Below are 18,750 nucleotides of genomic sequence, written 5' to 3'. Positions count from 1 at the left end.
AAAAATAATGGATACCCAACAAAGAATTATTGATACAGCCATAATAGTCTTAAACGAGAATTTTTCGGCAACTATTGAAGAGATCGCAGCAGGCTGTAACCTTAACCGCAGAACTTTGCACAGGTACTTTAAAAGCCGGAACGAACTATTAGAAGCTTGCAACAAAAATATGATGACAGCCTGGGAAGAAACAGCTATTAAAGCCTGCAACAGCTCTACAAATCCCATCATACAGCTGGAGAATCTATTATATGCAGGTATTGACAGTGGAACAAAGTATGCCTTTTTAATTAAACTGAATGAAGTGGAGCCTACTTACGAAGTTGAAATAAGTAAAGACTATTTAAAAGCAAGAAATGGTTTATTCGATGCCATACTGAAACTGCAAAAGGAACAACTGATAGATAGCCAGCTGCCATTACCCTGGATAAGAATTCTATTCACCAGTGTTATTACGGCAACCATCACCGCTTACAGATCCGGAGATATTGCTCCCAATGAAGTAAAAAAACTAGCCTGGGGTTCATTCAGCAGAAGCATAGGCTTACCATTAAATAAATAAAAATGATACATTCCTTTTTAATGATAGGCCAGTCCAATATGGCCGGACGTGGCTACGCAAATGAAGTCCCTCCTATCTTTGATGAGCATATTAAAATGCAGAGAAACGGATTATGGCAGATTATGTGTGAGCCTATTAACTATGACCGCCCCAGTTCAGGTGTCGGGCTTGCTGCCTCATTTGCTGCTTCCTGGAGACTGGATAATGAGCAAAACGAAATTGGATTGATTCCGTGTGCGGATGGAGGTACAAGCCTTGATGACTGGGCTGTGGGTGGTGCTTTATTTGAAAATGCAGTGTCACAAGCCAGGCTTGCCCAGCGAACAAGCGAGATTAAAGGAATTTTATGGCACCAAGGCGAAAGTGACTGCTCTCCTGAAAAGGCAGGCAAATACCAGGAAAAGTTTTCTGCCATTATGGATGCTTTGCGGAAAGAATTACATATTCCTGAAGTTCCGCTTATCATTGGAGGTTTAGGAGATTATTTATCAAGCGGAATATTTGGTCAGTACTTCACTCATTATCCTTTGGTCAATAAGGAATTGGAGCTTTTTGCCCAACATCATGAAAACTGTTATTTTGTTAGCGCAAAAGGGCTTACAGCGAACCCTGACGGAGTTCATTTCAATGCTCATTCACAAAGGATACTGGGAATAAGATATTACCATGCATACCGTGACCTTAAGAATTTTTTAGATCCTATCATGAATGAAGCCAGTGTATTAGACAAAATCTATAATCGTCATTACACCAAGACAGAAAAGATTAAACTCCTGGAACACGAATTTGCAATCGGGAATATTGAAAGTAAAGATTATTTAGCTCAGTTAAAAGCAATTGGACAAGAGTAAAAGAACATTCTATCTTATTATTTCAACATACATTGTCAACTATAGAAAAATCCAACATCTTTTCGATATTGGATTTTTTTATTAAGCTCAGTGGATGCTTTATTCAAGATTAAATATCGATAATCATTAGCAGATCAGAAGTAATCGATATTCACCATCGTTTTCTACAGGTGCTCTATGAACACATGGTAATGCTTTTTGTGCCGGATGATCTACAGCGATCCGCCAAAGGTGTCCTACTCCTAAATTAACGGGTTCTGCATTAGGTTTAGGCTGATAATGCAGATCGAAGAAATAGTCTTTCAGAAAGTCTTCAAATTCTTCTTCCGGACCGTCATGTAATTCTTTGAGCTTTTCCCGGATTTCCGGAATCATGATTTTCTGTTCTACCTGATCATTTGGGATGATATCACTTGCAGCCCCATAATAGGTACATAAAAAAGTGTCCGTTGCAACAGGTGAACGATCCACATGATATGAATATACATCGGTTGAAATGAAACCAAGTTCCTCATCCCGTTCATACTTTTTAAGCAAATTAAGAACTGGGGAAGCTCCAAAGTCTGTCAATAACTGAAAATCATTTAAAATAATTTCCCTTGCCAGATTCCCTTTTTCCGACAGCTTTAATGATAAAAGGTCTTGAACGGAAACTTCGGTAATATTTTCATCTAACTGAAGTTGAGACACAATTTCTTTAAAGTCCCCTGCTAAATTTCTATGCCAGCAAATTGCATTCATCGCTCCTTGAAAACGGGTATCCACGAGTTCAGAAAAGTTGGATACCACTTCAATTTGATGATTATCAGAAAATATATTGCTCATATTTCAGAATAAAAAATTCAGTTTTTTAATTCTCTGCAAAAATAAGGAATAGATGAAAGGTACTGCTATATTATTACCTTAAACATCAAAAGAAAAACATACATCATGCCCTTAAAATATAAAAACAGCATCCTCTTTCGGAGAATGCTGTTCGTATATAAGGTTATTAATTTCCAGTTTTGTTTTTACTTCTTCAGTATTTTTTCTGTTACTGTAGAAGATTTTGTTTTAAGTTTAATGTAATATACTCCTGTCTGAAGAGAAGATAATACTACCTGTTCCTGCATCATTTTCAAAGTTCCCTGTTTTACGAGTTGTCCCGTAGCCCCAAAGATTTCATAGGAAACCAAAGGTTCTTTACTTCTGATAGTCAACACATCCTGAACCGGATTCGGGAACAATTGTATTCCTGCCTGAACAGCTGTTTCTTCTACCGACATCTGACTGCATGCTGATTTCGCATATTTTGTAATAAAAGACTGGGATTTTCCTCCCATTACATTCACCGTCATCGTATTGACATTATCATTGGAATCTGTAAACAGCTGGTCATGAAAAAGACCACCTAATACATAATTTCCATCTTTATCTACAGCAATTGCTGTAAATTCATCCTGAACCTGAAAATTACTATGAATCTCCCCGGTACCAATTACAACTCCTGTATCTTTATTAAAACGTACCAGCAAAGGATCTGATAAATCTGAATTGGGACGCGTCATTGAAAAACTTCCCCAAACTTCATTAAAGCTTCCTTTAGCAAATCCTAATTCATTGCCATTAAGAGCAATTTTCCCTTTCATGAAACGATAAGCGGAAAAGCTGGTAAGCCCATCTGGAACTTTTGCCCATTGTACTACCCCATCCGCATTAAGCTTCATCACAAAAGGAGTCTGTCCCTGATAATTCTGTACAGGAAAAGAATAGCTTCCGAAAGTTGTAGGAACAGTTCCGGAAAAATAACGTCCAGAAATATAAATATCTGAAGAGCCTGAACCTTTGATAACAGAATGAATTTCATCATCCATAAATCCTGGTAAGCTATTATCAAATTCTTTTCTCCATAACTCTGCTCCTGTAGTTCCATTAAAAGCAAGCACATAAGCATTTTTTGTAAACGGAATATTATTGTACGAGAAACTTTCCATTGCAGTTCCATAGTTCCCAATCATTCTTTTTCCTGCCAGATAATAGCGATTTAAGCTTTCATCATAAAGTAAATTCACTTTACCATCGGTTCCTCCTGCTCTTAATCCTCCTGTTATAGGTAAAAGCAACGGAGCAACAGGTGTCATACTGCCGTTATTATAGTTAAATTTAACCAGATAATATTGGAATGATGAGGTATAGGAAGATGGTACGGTAATCAAACCGTCTAAATGGGTTCCTGCTTTAAAGCCCATCACCGCATGAATATTTTTGGATGAATCCATGTACATCATCTGAACATCGCAATCACGGGTAGGATAATTTATATCTCCCTGCAAAGCCTTGCTCCATGCCAGATTGCCATTAGAGGTATTATACTTCAGTAAATAAGCCGCTTTGTGTGCAGGATCTATCGTCTGATCATAATAGGTATACAGTGGCATTGTGTGAGTGCCATCAAAATGCATAGGAACAGCACTTGAATCTCCTACATAAGAATTATTATAGAGTGTAGCCATTACATATAATCCACCATTATTATCCACCTCAATATGCCATGCATTTTCACCATCTCCGGAACCTCCTACCGTTGTAGACCACAATACATTACCCTGACAATCTGTAGCAAACAGCATCAGGTCACGAAGTCCATAATTAGGCACAGATACCCCGTTCAGATTTTGATCTCCATCCCATACACTTGTCAAATAGTAGGTATTATTATTGTTATCTACTACAATATCCCGAATAGATTCATCATACTGATAATTAAATCCTCCATCCGCTGAACCTACTTGTCCTCCCGCCTGCTTTCCCCATTGCCATTGGTAAGTCTGGCTAAATGATAAAGCCGGTAATATCAGAAGTAATCCCCACAGTTTGTTTTTTAATTGTCTCATATAAATTCATTTATTATCATATACTATAAAAAAACAGCGCTCTCCGAAGAGAGCACTGATTTATAAGTCACTAATTTTTAATTAGTTTTCCTTGTAATGATGTGTCTCCCGTTTGTACAATGACAATGTAAACACCTTGCAACCAGCTGGAAATTTCCACGTCTTCCTCTCCGGAAGCCGCTTTCACTTCTTTACGGAATTTGATATTGCCCATGGCATCAAAAACTGTAATCTGTTTTGCCAGTAATTTTTCATTACCTGTATTATACGAGATTTTCACTTTTTCCTTCGCAGGATTTGGTATCATTTTCAGAGAAGAAACTGCAGAAACAGTAACGCTTCTTGATGCACTTCTCATACCCATCCAGTCCGGATCTACCGCTTTGGTACTAAACTTACACGTTTCATTAGAGAATAAGACCTCGTCCGCTCCTTGGAAATTTGGATTTGGATAGAATGCCAATGGATTAGCATTCATATCATACACTCCTCCCGCCGGAATCGTAATAATAGATGGAATATAAGTTCCATATCCATTAACACTTGAAACGTTAAGACTTATTGGCTGACCTCCTGCATTGTGAATAACCCCAAAAACAGCGTAATGATCTCCAACCCACTTCATTCCTTTAATTCCTCCTTCAATCTTACAATCTGTTTCGTATCCACATTCTTTACCAGGATAGTAATTCATCGTTCCGGATGTATACTGACATCCTAAATGATTCACCTGTAACTGGTAGGTACCTGGAGCTCCAATATATAATGGGAAAATGAAATTATTGTTTCCAGTCTGAATACTGCTTCCGAACAACATCCAATCATGGTGATCAAATACTCCTTTTGGTCCCAGAATATAATTCTTCTCTCTAAGACATTCGTCATAGCATCCTGTAGGGAATACCCACATAAGACTTTCAAGACTTAATGGTACTTCTACATAATTAGATACTTTACAACCGCTTGGTGCAGTATAAATAACCTGATAAGCACCTCCTTCATTGACAGTGATTGACTGACCTGACATTCCATTGCTCCAGTTATAATTTCCTGCAGATGGTCCTGATGCCGTTAACTTAATTCTGTAAGGCTGGCAGCTCACCAAGCTATAAGCTATCGTAACCGGTGATGGCGGAGCACTTACTGTAACGGTAAAGTTTTTAGAACTTACACATCCTGATGCACCCGGAGTTCTTACTTCCAATGTATAAACATACGTACCTACTGGTAGCGATCCAGTATTGAAAGTAATTGGATAAGGGGCAGACATCCATGAAGCTGATGCCAGAACACCATTTTTCTTCCATTGGTATTGCAATGTATTATCTGTTACAAGACCACTTAGTATTGTAGAAGATCCTTGACAGATATTCGCTGTTCCTGATATGTTAACATATGGAGCATTTTTAATCGTTACCGTTGCCGGCTTAGTACTCATAATACTTGTTCTACAAAGATCTGTTGACACCAATACCGGCCAATAAGTTCCTGACTGAGTCGGAGTAAAACTTGCCGAGTTTGGAGCTCCTGATACCGGTTGGTTACCATTCATCCAGATATATTGATAAACAGTTCCAATTGAAGTATTATTAAATGTAATAGTCGGGGCGCTTCCTGCACAAGCAACGGCATTGAGAGGTACTAAATCACCATTAAGGAAAGCCTCATTAACATTAATATTATTAATCGGAGAAAGATATACACATCCCTGAGGACTCGTGATTTTTAACTGAATTGTTTTCGCACCACTTGTATTATAAGTAACCGTAGCATTTCCTCCTGAAGCAATATACGAAGTACCATCAAATAACCAAGTATATGTATACCCTGGAACATACGTTAAAGGAGAGAAAGTAATCGGCTCACGTACGCACAATCCAAATGGAATCAGGAAGTTGGTACTAGGTACCGCTGCCAATGTAATAGTCTGCGTAGTAGTACACGTTGGTTTACCAGGTGCAGACATTGTCATTGTAAAGGTATAAGTACCTGGCGCAAGATTATTATAAGTAGCTGTCTGTCCTGTTTGGGTTGGCTGACCCGGACTCGTAAACGTATAAGTAATAGATGACGGATTAATTTCAAATATAGTAGAACTATTGAACAAAGTCACATTGTATCCACTTCCATTACATACTGTACTTACATTGAATTTAGGCTCGTAGTTCTTTCTTACTTCTACTGCTTTGCTGTACCAGCATGTACCATATCTAAGACGTACAAAAACAATATGTGCTCCTGCAAGATTAGTCTGATATACCGGTGAAGCTGTTCCCTGCCCGGAAACTAAAGTAAGTACGCTGTCTGATGACCATTGGATCTCATCAGGAGTTCCGTTATACGTTAAACCTGAAACAGAAATCGTATTACAACCTGACCATGAAGCAGCAAAGTTGATCTGAGGATCTGTATTACAAGTTCCACTGCTTGGGCATAGCTGACTCACATTAATGTTTTGTGAGAAAACCACACAACCATTAATATCTACTGCCTTTACTTTATAGGTTCCAAAAGCACCTGCACCCCCTATGGTGTATGAGTTCGTTGTAGCACCTGGTATGATTCCATTATTTTTATACCATTGCCAAGATACAATATTAGTAAGTCCTGTAGAACTGTTAGCCGTAAGAGTATACGGTGTCATTGTTGTAGGATCACATACTAGAATATTATATACCGGAGAAACCGTAATAATGGTTTCAGGATATATGGTAAAGGTAGCATTTGCTGTTGGCTTATAATTACATCCGTTAGTTCCTGAATACGTTACAGTAACTACCTGAGAAATATTACTTCCTGAGTTATTTGAGATATACCCATTATTCGGGAAACTATAATTTCCAGCTGGATTGAAAACTGTAGTAAATGTCGTTCCGTTAGCAAATGTGAAAGTAACATTTGTAGCCGAAGTAATCGTTCCCTGATTGACAGTGAAAGACAGGTTCGAACCTAAACAAAGTCCTCCTACATTCGTAAAGCTAACTGTTGGAAGCGTTAATAAAGATATTGGAATACTGATATTTTTTGTTACTCCACATTTCACAATTCTTAAGTTCAGTGTAGTGCTGTTTGTTAAAGAAATTTCGTTGAAGTTTACAGTAATATTATTTGTACCCTGCCCACCTACAACACTTCCGAAGTTTGTACTTCCAAACGTCCATTCCATAAAGTCTGGAACAATACCATTCAGATTTGCACTGAAAGTCTGAGTACTACTCGGACAGAAAGGTCCTGGGTTAGGATTAATCGTAATCGTATTAAGATCCAATGGCGTTACATTGAACGAAATTGGAGCCGATAGACAACCTGCATTACTCATCGATTTATTCTGTGCAGACACCGTATATGATGAAGCACCAGCATTAAATATAACCGTTACAGAAGGTCCTGCATTACTACCCTGGATTGTTCCGTTGGTAACACTCCAAACTGGTACCATTCCTGCATCAACAGAGCTGATGGTATACACATAAGGTTTTCCAGGACATACCTTCGTCTCTCCTGAAATAGTTCCTGTAGGCGGCTGTGGAATTGGTAATACCTTGATAATTCTTGAGTTGCTTTCACAACCTCCTCCTTGCTTAACAGCAGTAATAGTATAAGTACCTGCTGTTGTAAAAGGATAAGTAAATGGTCCGGATACCACTCCCGATGTAACAGTAGAACCTCCAGTGGTTACTTTCCAGATAACAGGTACATTAGGTGTAGCTGTAAATGTCTGGCTTGTTCCTGCACAGATTTCATCTGCACCACCGCTTATTGTTACCGGTGTTTCTACTACGATATCAATAGAAGCAGTTCCTTCACATGATAACAAAGTATTGAAATACGTTGCTTCCAGATGATAAGTACCTGGCTGAGTTGCTGAGAAAACAATTTCGTTTCTCTGCTGAGTATTCACCAACTGACCTCCTGCAGGCCCTGATACATTCCAGTTAACTTTAGTGGTAGGCCATTGAGGAATTGAATAGGTATACTGCTTACCAGCACATACCACTTCCTGACCTTTCACTTTTGCATTCTTTAAAATCACAGGGATTTTAATAGTAGTCCATTCAGGGCAAGCACACTCAGACATGTACATTACATATCCAAAACCGTCAAGCGGATCTACCTGATCCCAAATTACTTCAATGTCGTTACCGTTATTAGCAACAATTTGTCCACCGATAACTTTCCATTGTCCTTTATTACATCCATCCTGTGCGTTATACTTCTCTCTGCTTCCTTCGCATACTACAGAAGCACAGTTGATCTGTACAGGATAAGATTTCAGTACCTTAATCTCTTTTTTAAATTTACTCTGACATCCGCACTTATTGGTTACAGTAAGCTGAACCGTATAATTACCAGAAGTCGTGTAGGTGTGAGACGGCTCAAAAGCGGTGGATGTGGAAGTTACTCCATCTCCGAATTGCCAGTAATAATTGACAATATCTGACCCTCCGTTTTGCTCAGAAAGGTTATCAAAATACACCGTTGTATTATTACATACGGTATAATCCAGATTTAACAATTCAAATTTAGCAATAGGTCTGTTGATTTTTTCAATACAGATGGTCTGTGTTTCCACAGTTCCGTCGTTGTAAGTGATCACAGCCTGTAAAGAACCATTACCGGCAGCTCCCCACGTAACATACGCTAAGGTATTCCCGGTTCCGGTAATGGTAGCAGTTCCTCCTGAAACCGACCATTGTACATTAGAAACGTTGGATCCCTGAACCAGATATTTGACAGGGTCTAATGATTTTTCGCAGACCCGGAGGCACTGGGAAGAATTGATGTAGGAACTGGCGATTCCGTTGTCAGGGATCTGACCTTCTTTTTCGCCGCGGAATTCCTGGCATCCGACCTGTTCGGTCCATGTAATTTGAGCTTGTGCTTGTAGTGCCCAGGGCACCAAAAGCCAACATAGCAGGAGCCATCTGAAGACGTGCTGCCTACCAAAATAGGTGTTGTTTTTCATAGTTATTAAAAAAGTGTTATTAATTTTTTGTCAAATTAATAAAAAAAATAATACAAAAATCATTTAATAGTGAAAAAATAACATTCTTTCACAGTTCATACCCAACGATATACACAAATTCCTGCATTTATGTTATTTCACCCATGTATTAGTTATGTGAAAAAATTCAGGAATTCCCCAATTACTGACACTTTAGACAGTTTTTCAACAAATAAAATCCTATATTTTAATCATATTAAAAACCAAAATAATGACCAAGAATTAAATTTGTGTATTTTTTCCTAAAAAAATAAGATTTAGATTAAAATTAATCACATTTAAAACAACAAGAAAAACAGACCATTTTTAAATACTATATTTACTCTTACAACAAGCTTTTATGCGATCTTTATTTTCTGCTTTATAACGAAACACTACAAACATCTATATCTATCACAAAGGAGAATTGCTGACAAGATTAAAATACTTTATCTTTGTTTTTCGAGGCTTATCATAAATATTTTATTTGAAGATCTTCCCTATGAAAAACAACAGCTTTTTATTTTCCGCAAAAGGAATTTTTACCGCAGCTTTTCTATCTTTAAACACCATCGTTTACGCTCAGAAAACAGCAGACATTTCAACTATTTCGGAAAAAACACTCAATACTATTCTGGAGAAAAACAGATCCTATTATACACAAGGCAAAGTGGCAGATTACATTCCTGAACTGGGGAAGATGGATGCTAAAGCAATTGCTTTTTCAGTGGTAGACAAAAATGGCAAAGTATTCAGCACCGGTGATGTAAATAAAAAATTCACCATGCAGAGTATTTCCAAAATTATATCATTAATGGTTGCCGTTAATGAAAAAGGAGAAGCACACATTTTTGACAAAATGGGATATTTCGGTTCCGATAAACCTTTTAATCATTTTTCCAATCTTGAAACTACAGGTAAGCCCCTTAATCCAATGATGAATGCAGGAGCTATCCTTACCACTTCATTAATTTCTGGGGAAGGCGAGAAACCATTCCTTAAAATACTGGACATGGTAAGATACATTACCAAAAATCAAACAATAGATTATAACAAATCTGTTTATGAGTCTGAAAAATCTACTGGACACCGTAACCGTGGGATGTTTTATATCATGAAAAACAGTGGATTGATTTCAGGAAATGAGGATCAGCTGGATAACTATTTCAAACAATGCTCTATTGAGCTTACTGCTGAAGATCTGGCGAAAATAGGATATTTCTTTGCCAACCAATGCGTAAGATTTGATGGTGATTCAATGTATAAAAATACGGACATGGCAAAATTAGTAGAATCACAGATGCTAACGGCTGGAATGTATGAATTCAGTGGTGAATATTCCAGAATGGTAGGACTGCCAAGCAAATCTGGCGTAGGTGGTGGAATTACGGTAAGCGTTCCCGGAAAAATTGGAATCGGGGTATTCAGCCCTGCTCTGGATCAGCATGGAAATTCATTAGCCGGTTACCATATGATCTTAGACCTGGCGAAACAGTATGGATTAAGTATTTTTTAATTTTTGACAACCTATTAATTTACACTTAATAAACAATAGGGGTCTATAATTGATCCCAAACAACCTTTTAAAGGTCAATAATCAGAAAAATCCTTAACGATTAACCTATTCAAAAACAGTAAGTATATCAGATACTTACTGTTTTTTTTATGAATTTCGAAAATATAATTTAATTATTTGTTAAAATTCCTATCTGTTTATTTATCAAAATGATAGATAAAATTCATAAATAATTCAGATTAAATCACAATATATTGATTAATTTTACCTAAATTCACCTATCCGTTTTATCATATTGATAAAGGGTATTCTGACATTTCCGGACCTTATTCATGGTATATTATCTTTTTGTAATATACCCGAAAACAAATCTCCCTTTTTTGAAATATTTTATTTTTTATTCCTATATTTGCTTAACATTTTTTTAACTATAACTATTTATATTTAAAATTACTAAGATTGTATTGTCACGTTTCTAAGAATAAGAAAACAATAAATATACTTTAATAGTATTTGAACAATTGATATTTTTCTATTAAAAAATCATTATCAAATTGCTTTTATGATTGAAGATATATTATAATTTTATTATTTTTATTTCCTCATAACGGGATATCGTCGTTTATACCGATGATATTGATGTTTTGTTATGAGATATCATTAATCATTTCAATACCGTAAATGCTATGAAAAACTTGACTAAAATCAGGCTAATGCCTTTTGAAAAACCGGAAATCACCCTACTATCAAACAATCTATTAAAAAGTAATAGATTATTGAAAAGTTACTACAAAACGAATCAAACCGTTGACGATTTAACAAAAACCAATTTTATTATATCATAACAAAAAAAGCTCTTGCCTTATTACCGAAAGGCACAGCGTTTTGTTATGAAGCTCTTGCTATCATTCAATAATTATCACGCCATGAAAAAACTAACCATTATTGGACTGACGCCTTTTGAAAAACCGGACGTTAACCTTATCCCTAGACTACATCAGGCGGGTGCATTTCCCGTTCTAAGTTTAGGAAATGAGTTGACAGCCGCACAGGAAGCGTTACATCAACTTGACCAGATAGACGTACCATCGTATGGTATTTATTTTTCTAACGACAATTTCACATCTCTTCAAATTTCTGAAAAAGTAAGATTTGCGATCCTTCCATTCGGAATGTCAAACCCTTCCAGCCTGCCTATCGTTTATCAAATAAGCAGTGTGGAAGAAGCCAGACAGGCTGAACAACTGGGAGCAGAAGGAATCATTATAAAAGGAAATGAAGCAGGTGGGCTGGTAGGCTATGAATCTACGTTTATATTATTCCAGCGTGTGATCAAAGAAATCCAGAACATTCCGGTGTGGGTACAGGGAGGAATAGGTCTCCATACCGCAGCGGCGTTTAAAGCATTAGGAGCAACAGGAGTTGTACTGGACAGCCAGCTGGCTCTGTTTCCCGAAAGTTCAGTTCCTAACGAACTGAAAGATGTATGCTCAAAACTGAATGGTACAGAAACTAAGGTGATTGCGAACCATCGCGTATTGGTAAGACCCAACTCACCTGCATTACCTGAAAATGCAACGGCTGAAGATCTGAAACAATACTTTACAGGTCTGGATCTTAGTACATGTTATATCCCGATGGGGCAAGACATTTCGCTGGCAACCGACCTGTATGAAGACTTCAAAACCCTGAAAAAAATGATTTTCGGATTCAAAGAAGCCATGTATGGACATCTGAAGCAGGCAAAAGCTTTGAAGGTCGTTGATAAAGATAACAATATGGCTAAGGAATTGGGTCTGAGCTACCCTATTGCTCAAGGTCCTATGACCCGTGTGAGTGATGTTCCTTCATTTGCCAATGCTGTTGCTGATGCCGGAGCCTTACCTTTTGTTGCGCTGTCCTTATTGAAAGGAGAATCTGCAAAATCTTTGGTGATGGATACCAAAAAACTGGCCGGTGAAAAAACATGGGGCGTAGGGATTCTTGGATTTGCACCGCAAGAATTAAGAGAAGAACAGACCTCTTATATATTAGAAGCGAAACCTCCTGTCGTTTTGATCGCAGGCGGAAGACCCGCTCAGGCTAAAGTGTTTGAAAAAGCAGGAATAAAATCCTTCTTACACGTTCCATCCCCTGCCCTTCTGGATATTTTTCTGAAAGAAGGCGCCAAGAATTTCATTTTTGAAGGACGTGAGTGCGGAGGCCATGTAGGCCCACTCTCAAGCACAGTACTTTGGGAAAAACAAATAGAACGTATCTTAAAAGAAGATCATCCTGAAAACATCAGTGTCTTTTTTGCAGGTGGAATCCATAATGCTTTTTCAACAGCATTTGTTTCTATTATGGCAGCTCCATTAGCTGCAAGAGGAGTAAAAATTGGAGTATTGATGGGAACCGCTTATCTGTATACTCATGAAGCTGTACAGACCGGAGCCATTCAGGAAGAATTCCAGGCACAGGCAATGCAGGCAAAAGATACAGTCCTGTTGGAAACAGCTCCGGGACATGAAACACGTTGTCTCAACACTGCATTCGCCAACCATTTCAGTGCAGAAAAGACAAAGCTTCTTACTGCAGGAATGGATAAAAAACAGGTATGGGAACAACTTGAAAAATTAAATGTAGGCCGTTTACGTATTGCAGCTAAAGGTATAGAACGTCAGGGCGACAAACTTGTCAATATTCCTAAGGATGATCAACTTGACTTAGGAATGTACATGATTGGGCAGGTAGCTACGATGCATAATCGTGTGATCTCCCTTGCAGCTCTTCATCAAAGCATCGTTGACAATTACGAGCATGTTAAGAATGCTGCCTTATCTGAAGAGCCGGTTTCAATGGAAAAACCATTAGACATTGCCATCGTAGGGATGGAATGTATCTTCCCTGGTGCTAAAAATCTTGATGAATACTGGAGAAATATCATTTTAGGAAAAGACAGTGTTACCGAAGTACCGGATGAAAGATGGAATAAAGAATTGTATTACCATCCTGATTCTGACGGACCGGATGTCTCTCACTCCAAATGGGGAGGATTCATTCCTAAAATAGATTTTGATCCATTAGCATTCGGAATTCCGCCACAATCCCTTGCAGCCATTGAACCTACACAATTGTTGACCTTACTGGTAGCAAAACGTGCAATGGAAGATGCCGGATATGGCGAAAAACACATCAACAGAGACAACATTTCTGTAATTATAGGGGCTGAAGGTGGTAATGATCTTGCCAACAGTTATAGTTTCAGAGGATATTATAAGCAGGTTTTCGGAGAGCTTCATGAAGAAGTAAAAGAAGCTTTCCCACATACCACAGAAGATTCATTCCCGGGAATTCTTGCCAATGTAATCGCAGGTAGGATTACGAACCGACTGGATCTTGGCGGTAGAAACTTTACTGTAGATGCGGCTTGTGCTTCTTCTTTAGCAGCTCTTGATCTGGCTTGCCAGGAACTTGTATTGGGCAAATCTGATATGGTTCTTGCAGGAGGTGCAGATTTACATAATGGTATCAATGATTACCTGATGTTCTCCAGCACGCATGCTTTATCCAGAAAAGGAAGATGTGCCACATTTGACAGTGATGCAGACGGTATTGCTCTTGGAGAAGGTATTGCGATTCTGGTATTAAAAAGATATGAAGATGCAGTACGCGATGGTGACCGTATTTATTCAGTCATCAAAGGAGTGGGCGGATCCAGTGATGGAAAAGCTCTTGGGCTTACTGCTCCAAGACAAATAGGCCAGGTAAGAGCACTAGAACGTGCTTATTCCCAAGCTGGGATCAGTGCGGCTTCTGTAGGTTTAGTGGAAGCTCACGGTACAGGAACCGTTGTAGGTGACAAAACAGAATTAAGTGCATTAACTAATTTGTTCAGTCGTTCAGGGGCATTACCTGGACAGACTCATTTAGGTTCTGTGAAAACACAGATCGGACATACCAAGTGTGCGGCAGGATTAGCAGGATTAATTAAAGCTTCCCTTGCTGTATACCATGGTGTAAAACCACCTACCCTTCACCTTCAGCAGCCCAATGCTTATTATAATGCTGAAACCAGTCCATTTGCATTCCATGCAGAAAGTGGATTATGGGGTGAGAAAAACCGTTATGCAGGAATCAGTGCTTTCGGATTTGGAGGAACCAATTTCCATACGGTAATTGCGAATCATCCTAAGCAGGATAATTCAATTGTCATGCAGTCATGGCCTTCAGAATTATTTGTTTTCCGCGGAGACACTTATGAAGAGGCGAAAGGACAATCAGGTCAGATTAAAGCTTTACTAGAAATTAATGATGGTATTCCATTAAAAGATATCGCTTACAGTTTAAGCATCAGTTCAGAAAAGCCAATCCAGTTCAGTATTGTTGCTGATACCGCTGAGGACCTCATGATGAAGCTCGAACTAGTCCTGCTAGGGATTGAGACAAAAGATACCTTTACAGTCAATAAAAAAGAAGGTAAAGTAGCTTTCACATTCCCTGGACAAGGTAGCCAGAGAATCAATATGGCTCGTGATCTATTCGTAGTCTTCCCGGCTATGCGTAAGATTATCGATGATTATCCTGAGCTTGAAAAAGTAGTTTTCCCGGTTAAAACCTTTAATGAAGCTGATTTAAAACAGCAAAAAGAAACCATTAAAGACACTCGTTTAGCACAACCGCTTTTAGGAATTGTTGATCTTGCATTAGCTAAGTTCCTAGAATCATTAGGGATTGTTCCGGATATGCTGGCAGGTCACAGCTATGGTGAAATACCGGCTTTATGTTTTGCGGGTGTATTTGGAGAAGATAAACTGGTTGATCTAAGTGTTAAAAGAGCTCAATCTATTTTAGATTCAGTAGAAGGTGGAGATCCAGGTTCAATGCTGGCAGCAAGTGCTACCCCGGAACGTTTACAACCGATCATTGCTAAAGTGGAAGGATGTTATCCTGTGAATTTCAACGCTCCTACTCAGTGTGTTATTGCAGGAAGTACTGAAGCAATCAACAAATTACTGGAAGTACTGAAGCAAGAAGGTATTTCAGCAAAAAAACTGGAAGTGGCCTGTGCATTCCACAGCCCATTACTGGCAAAATCCAAAGGTTTATATGCTGAGGTATTACAAGATGTTCCTTTTGGAGAAATGCAAATTCCTGTTTACTCAAATACTACAGCAGAAGTATATCCTACGAATCCATCAGAAATAAAAGAAAGACTTACCGATCATTTGGTACAGCCTGTAAAATTCGTAGAAGAGCTTCAGGCAATGTACAACGACGGTGCAAGAATATTCATCGAAGTAGGACCTGGAAAAGTGCTTACAGGATTGACCAAATCTTGTTTAGAAAAAGATCAGCTTACCCTATATGTTGAAGACAACAGCCGAAATAAGTTTACCCATCTCCTTTGCATGCTTGCCCAATATTTAGGGACAGGACGCAGTTTCAATATTGATAAACTTTTTGACGGCCGAAGCGTTAAGGTTATTGATCTTAACCAGCCTGAGCTTTATAAGAAAAGCCCTGCCATCTGGCGTGTTAACGGGCAGACTGCCCACCCAACCACTGGTAATCTGCCATCTAATGGTGCATTACCACTCACAAACCCTATTCCCATGAACAATTTTACGACTCATAACCAGCCCCCTGCAGTGGAAGCGCAATCTACCGCTGAACGTATGCTGCAGGAATATTTAAACAGCATGAAACTAATGATACAGGCACAGCGTGATGTGATGCTTTCCTTTATGGGACAGAATCCTCAGGCATTCCCTGCTCCTGTATATACTTCTCCGGTTGCGGCACCTGCTCATCAGCAAATGTCTGCTATTCCGGTTCAGCCTGTTCATCAAGAAAAACCAGTAGCCGTTGCTGCTGTGAAACAAGCTCCATCAAGAGATATCAAATCCTTATTACTACAGGTAGTGAGCGATAAAACAGGATATCCTCAGGAAATGCTGGGTATGGAAATGGACCTTGAAGCTGACTTAAGTATTGACTCCATTAAAAGAGTGGAGATCATCGGAACACTTCGTAACGAACTCGGAACTTTGGGTAACGGAAATACCAGTGAAGATACCGTCATGGAACAGTTGGCAGGAATCAAAACATTAAGTGGCTTGGTTTCATGGCTTACTGAATTCTCTGGGGCAGATAAAACAGCTACTCCCGAAAGTAATGGTTCAGCAGCTGAGTCTAACACATCAAAACCACAAGCTCAATCTACCTTATCACTTGAAGATCTTCAAAATGCTATTCTGAATATCGTAAGTGAAAAAACAGGCTACCCGAAAGAAATGTTAGGGCTAGACTTAGATTTGGAAGCAGATCTTAGTATTGATTCTATTAAGCGTATGGAAATCATTGGTGATCTTAAAACCAAAATTGGTTTTGGTCAAAACCTTGAGCAGGCTGATGATGTAATGGAAAAATTAGCGGCTATTAAAACACTTCGTGGTTTGGCAAGCTGGATCAGCGAAATGAGCGGTGAAACTCCTGAAGTTAAAAATGAAATAAAGGAAACAGCCACTCCTGAAACTACCAATAATGTATTGTCACGTCTTCGTTTCGATATCACTCCAACCGATGCTTCTTTGGTACAAAACACTGAAGTTCTGCAGGGGAAACGTTTCGCCATCACACAAGATGACAGCAAACAAACCTCAGCGATTAAAAGCGAATTGGAAAAACATGGAGCTATCGTAGAATTGGTAGATACAGAAAAAGATCTTTCAAACGTTGACGGATTAATCATGCTAGACCTATTCTCGGCAACTGATAAACCAAGCATTATCGATCATGTTGACTTGATTAAAAAACTGGATTTTGATAAAGTAAAATGGGTGTATTTAATCTCAGATATTCCTGCACATCTTCAGGAAATCGCTGATGCAAGTGTATTACGCCATCACCAGGGATATCCGGGACTTTTCAAAAGTTTGGCAAGAGAATTTGATAATACCACCTGCAGACTCATCAGCCTAAGCACTCCTCAGGAAGTAGATCAGATTGCTGAAATCACTTTAAAAGAGATCCTTACCAACGATAAACCTGCTGAAGTTATTTATAAAAACGACCAGCGACATAGAGTAGACATCATTCCTTCCCCATTGTCAACAAGTCTGAGTGAAGCTCATATTCAATTAGATCAAAAATCTGTGGTATTGGTATTGGGAGGTGCACAGGGAATCACTGCTGAATTGGCAAAACACATGTCTCAGGCGTATCCTTGTACCTATATTCTCGTGGGAAGATCCGCTGACCCTAGAAATGAAGCATCTACTCTGAAGGAATTTGAAGGGATGAAAACCAAGGAAGAAATAAGAAGTTTCCTTATCAAGTCCGGAAAATTCACTTCTCCTGCAGAAATAGAAAAAGAAACGACAAGAGTTTTCAAAAACAATCAGATCCTACGCACGATCCGTGATATGGAAGAACTTGGAAACACCATTATTTATCAATCATTAGACCTTTGTGATGAAGAAGGTTTAGGCAACCTGATTAGCAGTATTTACGAAAAATATGACCGTCTGGACGGAGTTATCCATGGAGCAGGTCTTTTAGAGGATAAATTATTCAAACAAAAGACGACAAGTTCTTTCGGACGTGTATTCGACACCAAAGTGAAACCACTTCGTGTATTGGCTGAACAGCTTCGCTCAGACTGCCAGTTTGTAGTTCTGTTCTCAAGTATTGCTTCCGTATACGGCAACAAAGGCCAGACAGATTATGCCGCTGCAAACAGTGTACTGGATGATTACGCGAATGCTTTAAACAAAAGATTAAAAGGAAAAGTAATCTCTATCAACTGGGGACCTTGGAAAGGAGCCGGAATGGTTTCTTCCACCCTTGAATCCGAATACGAGCGTAGAGGTATTTCCATGATTCCATTGGATGAAGGGAAAGAAATCTTCCTTAATGAGATAAAATACGGAACTGAAAGCCAGGTGCTGATCATGTCAGGAAATAATTGGTAAAACTCTGTA

Annotated in this window: 7 protein-coding genes; 4 read left to right on the top strand and 3 right to left on the bottom strand. The window is 38.7% G+C overall.

The window, feature by feature from the left end:
- The first annotated feature begins 7 nt into the window (after window positions 1-7).
- Together C1634_RS05105 and C1634_RS05100 are read left to right on the top strand one after the other, a co-directional pair.
- Entirely contained in the window at window positions 8-562 is a 555-nt protein-coding gene (locus C1634_RS05105) for a TetR/AcrR family transcriptional regulator (protein WP_103233633.1), read from the top strand.
- 2 nt (window positions 563-564) lie between these two features.
- Window positions 565-1,413, top strand: coding sequence for a sialate O-acetylesterase (locus C1634_RS05100; protein WP_109737985.1), 849 nt, complete (start codon window positions 565-567; stop codon window positions 1,411-1,413).
- A 126-nt stretch (window positions 1,414-1,539) separates the two neighbouring features.
- Here the strand turns inward: C1634_RS05100 and C1634_RS05095 are convergent, their stop codons facing one another.
- The 3 genes from C1634_RS05095 to C1634_RS05085 all read right to left on the bottom strand — a co-directional run bounded on the left by C1634_RS05095 (window position 1,540) and on the right by C1634_RS05085 (window position 9,252).
- A complete protein-coding gene (locus C1634_RS05095) occupies window positions 1,540-2,238 on the bottom strand; it encodes a DUF1826 domain-containing protein (protein ID WP_103233631.1) in 699 nt (232 codons plus the stop codon).
- A 185-nt stretch (window positions 2,239-2,423) separates the two neighbouring features.
- Window positions 2,424-4,286, bottom strand: coding sequence for a T9SS type A sorting domain-containing protein (locus C1634_RS05090; protein ID WP_103233630.1), 1,863 nt, complete (start codon window positions 4,284-4,286; stop codon window positions 2,424-2,426).
- 70 nt (window positions 4,287-4,356) lie between these two features.
- Window positions 4,357-9,252: a PKD domain-containing protein gene (locus C1634_RS05085; RefSeq protein ID WP_103233629.1), complete on the bottom strand. Its 4,896-nt coding sequence runs from the start codon at window positions 9,250-9,252 to the stop codon at window positions 4,357-4,359.
- A gap of 520 nt (window positions 9,253-9,772) precedes the next feature.
- Here C1634_RS05085 and glsA point away from each other — a divergent pair.
- Together glsA and C1634_RS05075 are read left to right on the top strand one after the other, a co-directional pair.
- Window positions 9,773-10,786: a glutaminase A gene (gene glsA / locus C1634_RS05080; protein ID WP_103233628.1), complete on the top strand. Its 1,014-nt coding sequence runs from the start codon at window positions 9,773-9,775 to the stop codon at window positions 10,784-10,786.
- A 926-nt stretch (window positions 10,787-11,712) separates the two neighbouring features.
- A complete protein-coding gene (locus C1634_RS05075; RefSeq protein ID WP_103233715.1) occupies window positions 11,713-18,741 on the top strand; it encodes a type I polyketide synthase in 7,029 nt (2,342 codons plus the stop codon).
- The last annotated feature ends 9 nt before the right edge of the window (window positions 18,742-18,750 follow it).

Origin of the sequence: Chryseobacterium viscerum (genome assembly GCF_002899945.2) — a bacterium.
GTDB classification, from domain to species: domain Bacteria; phylum Bacteroidota; class Bacteroidia; order Flavobacteriales; family Weeksellaceae; genus Chryseobacterium; species Chryseobacterium viscerum.
The sequence above is the reverse complement of the archived record's forward strand: the minus strand, read 5'-3'. Positions and strand labels throughout refer to the sequence as shown.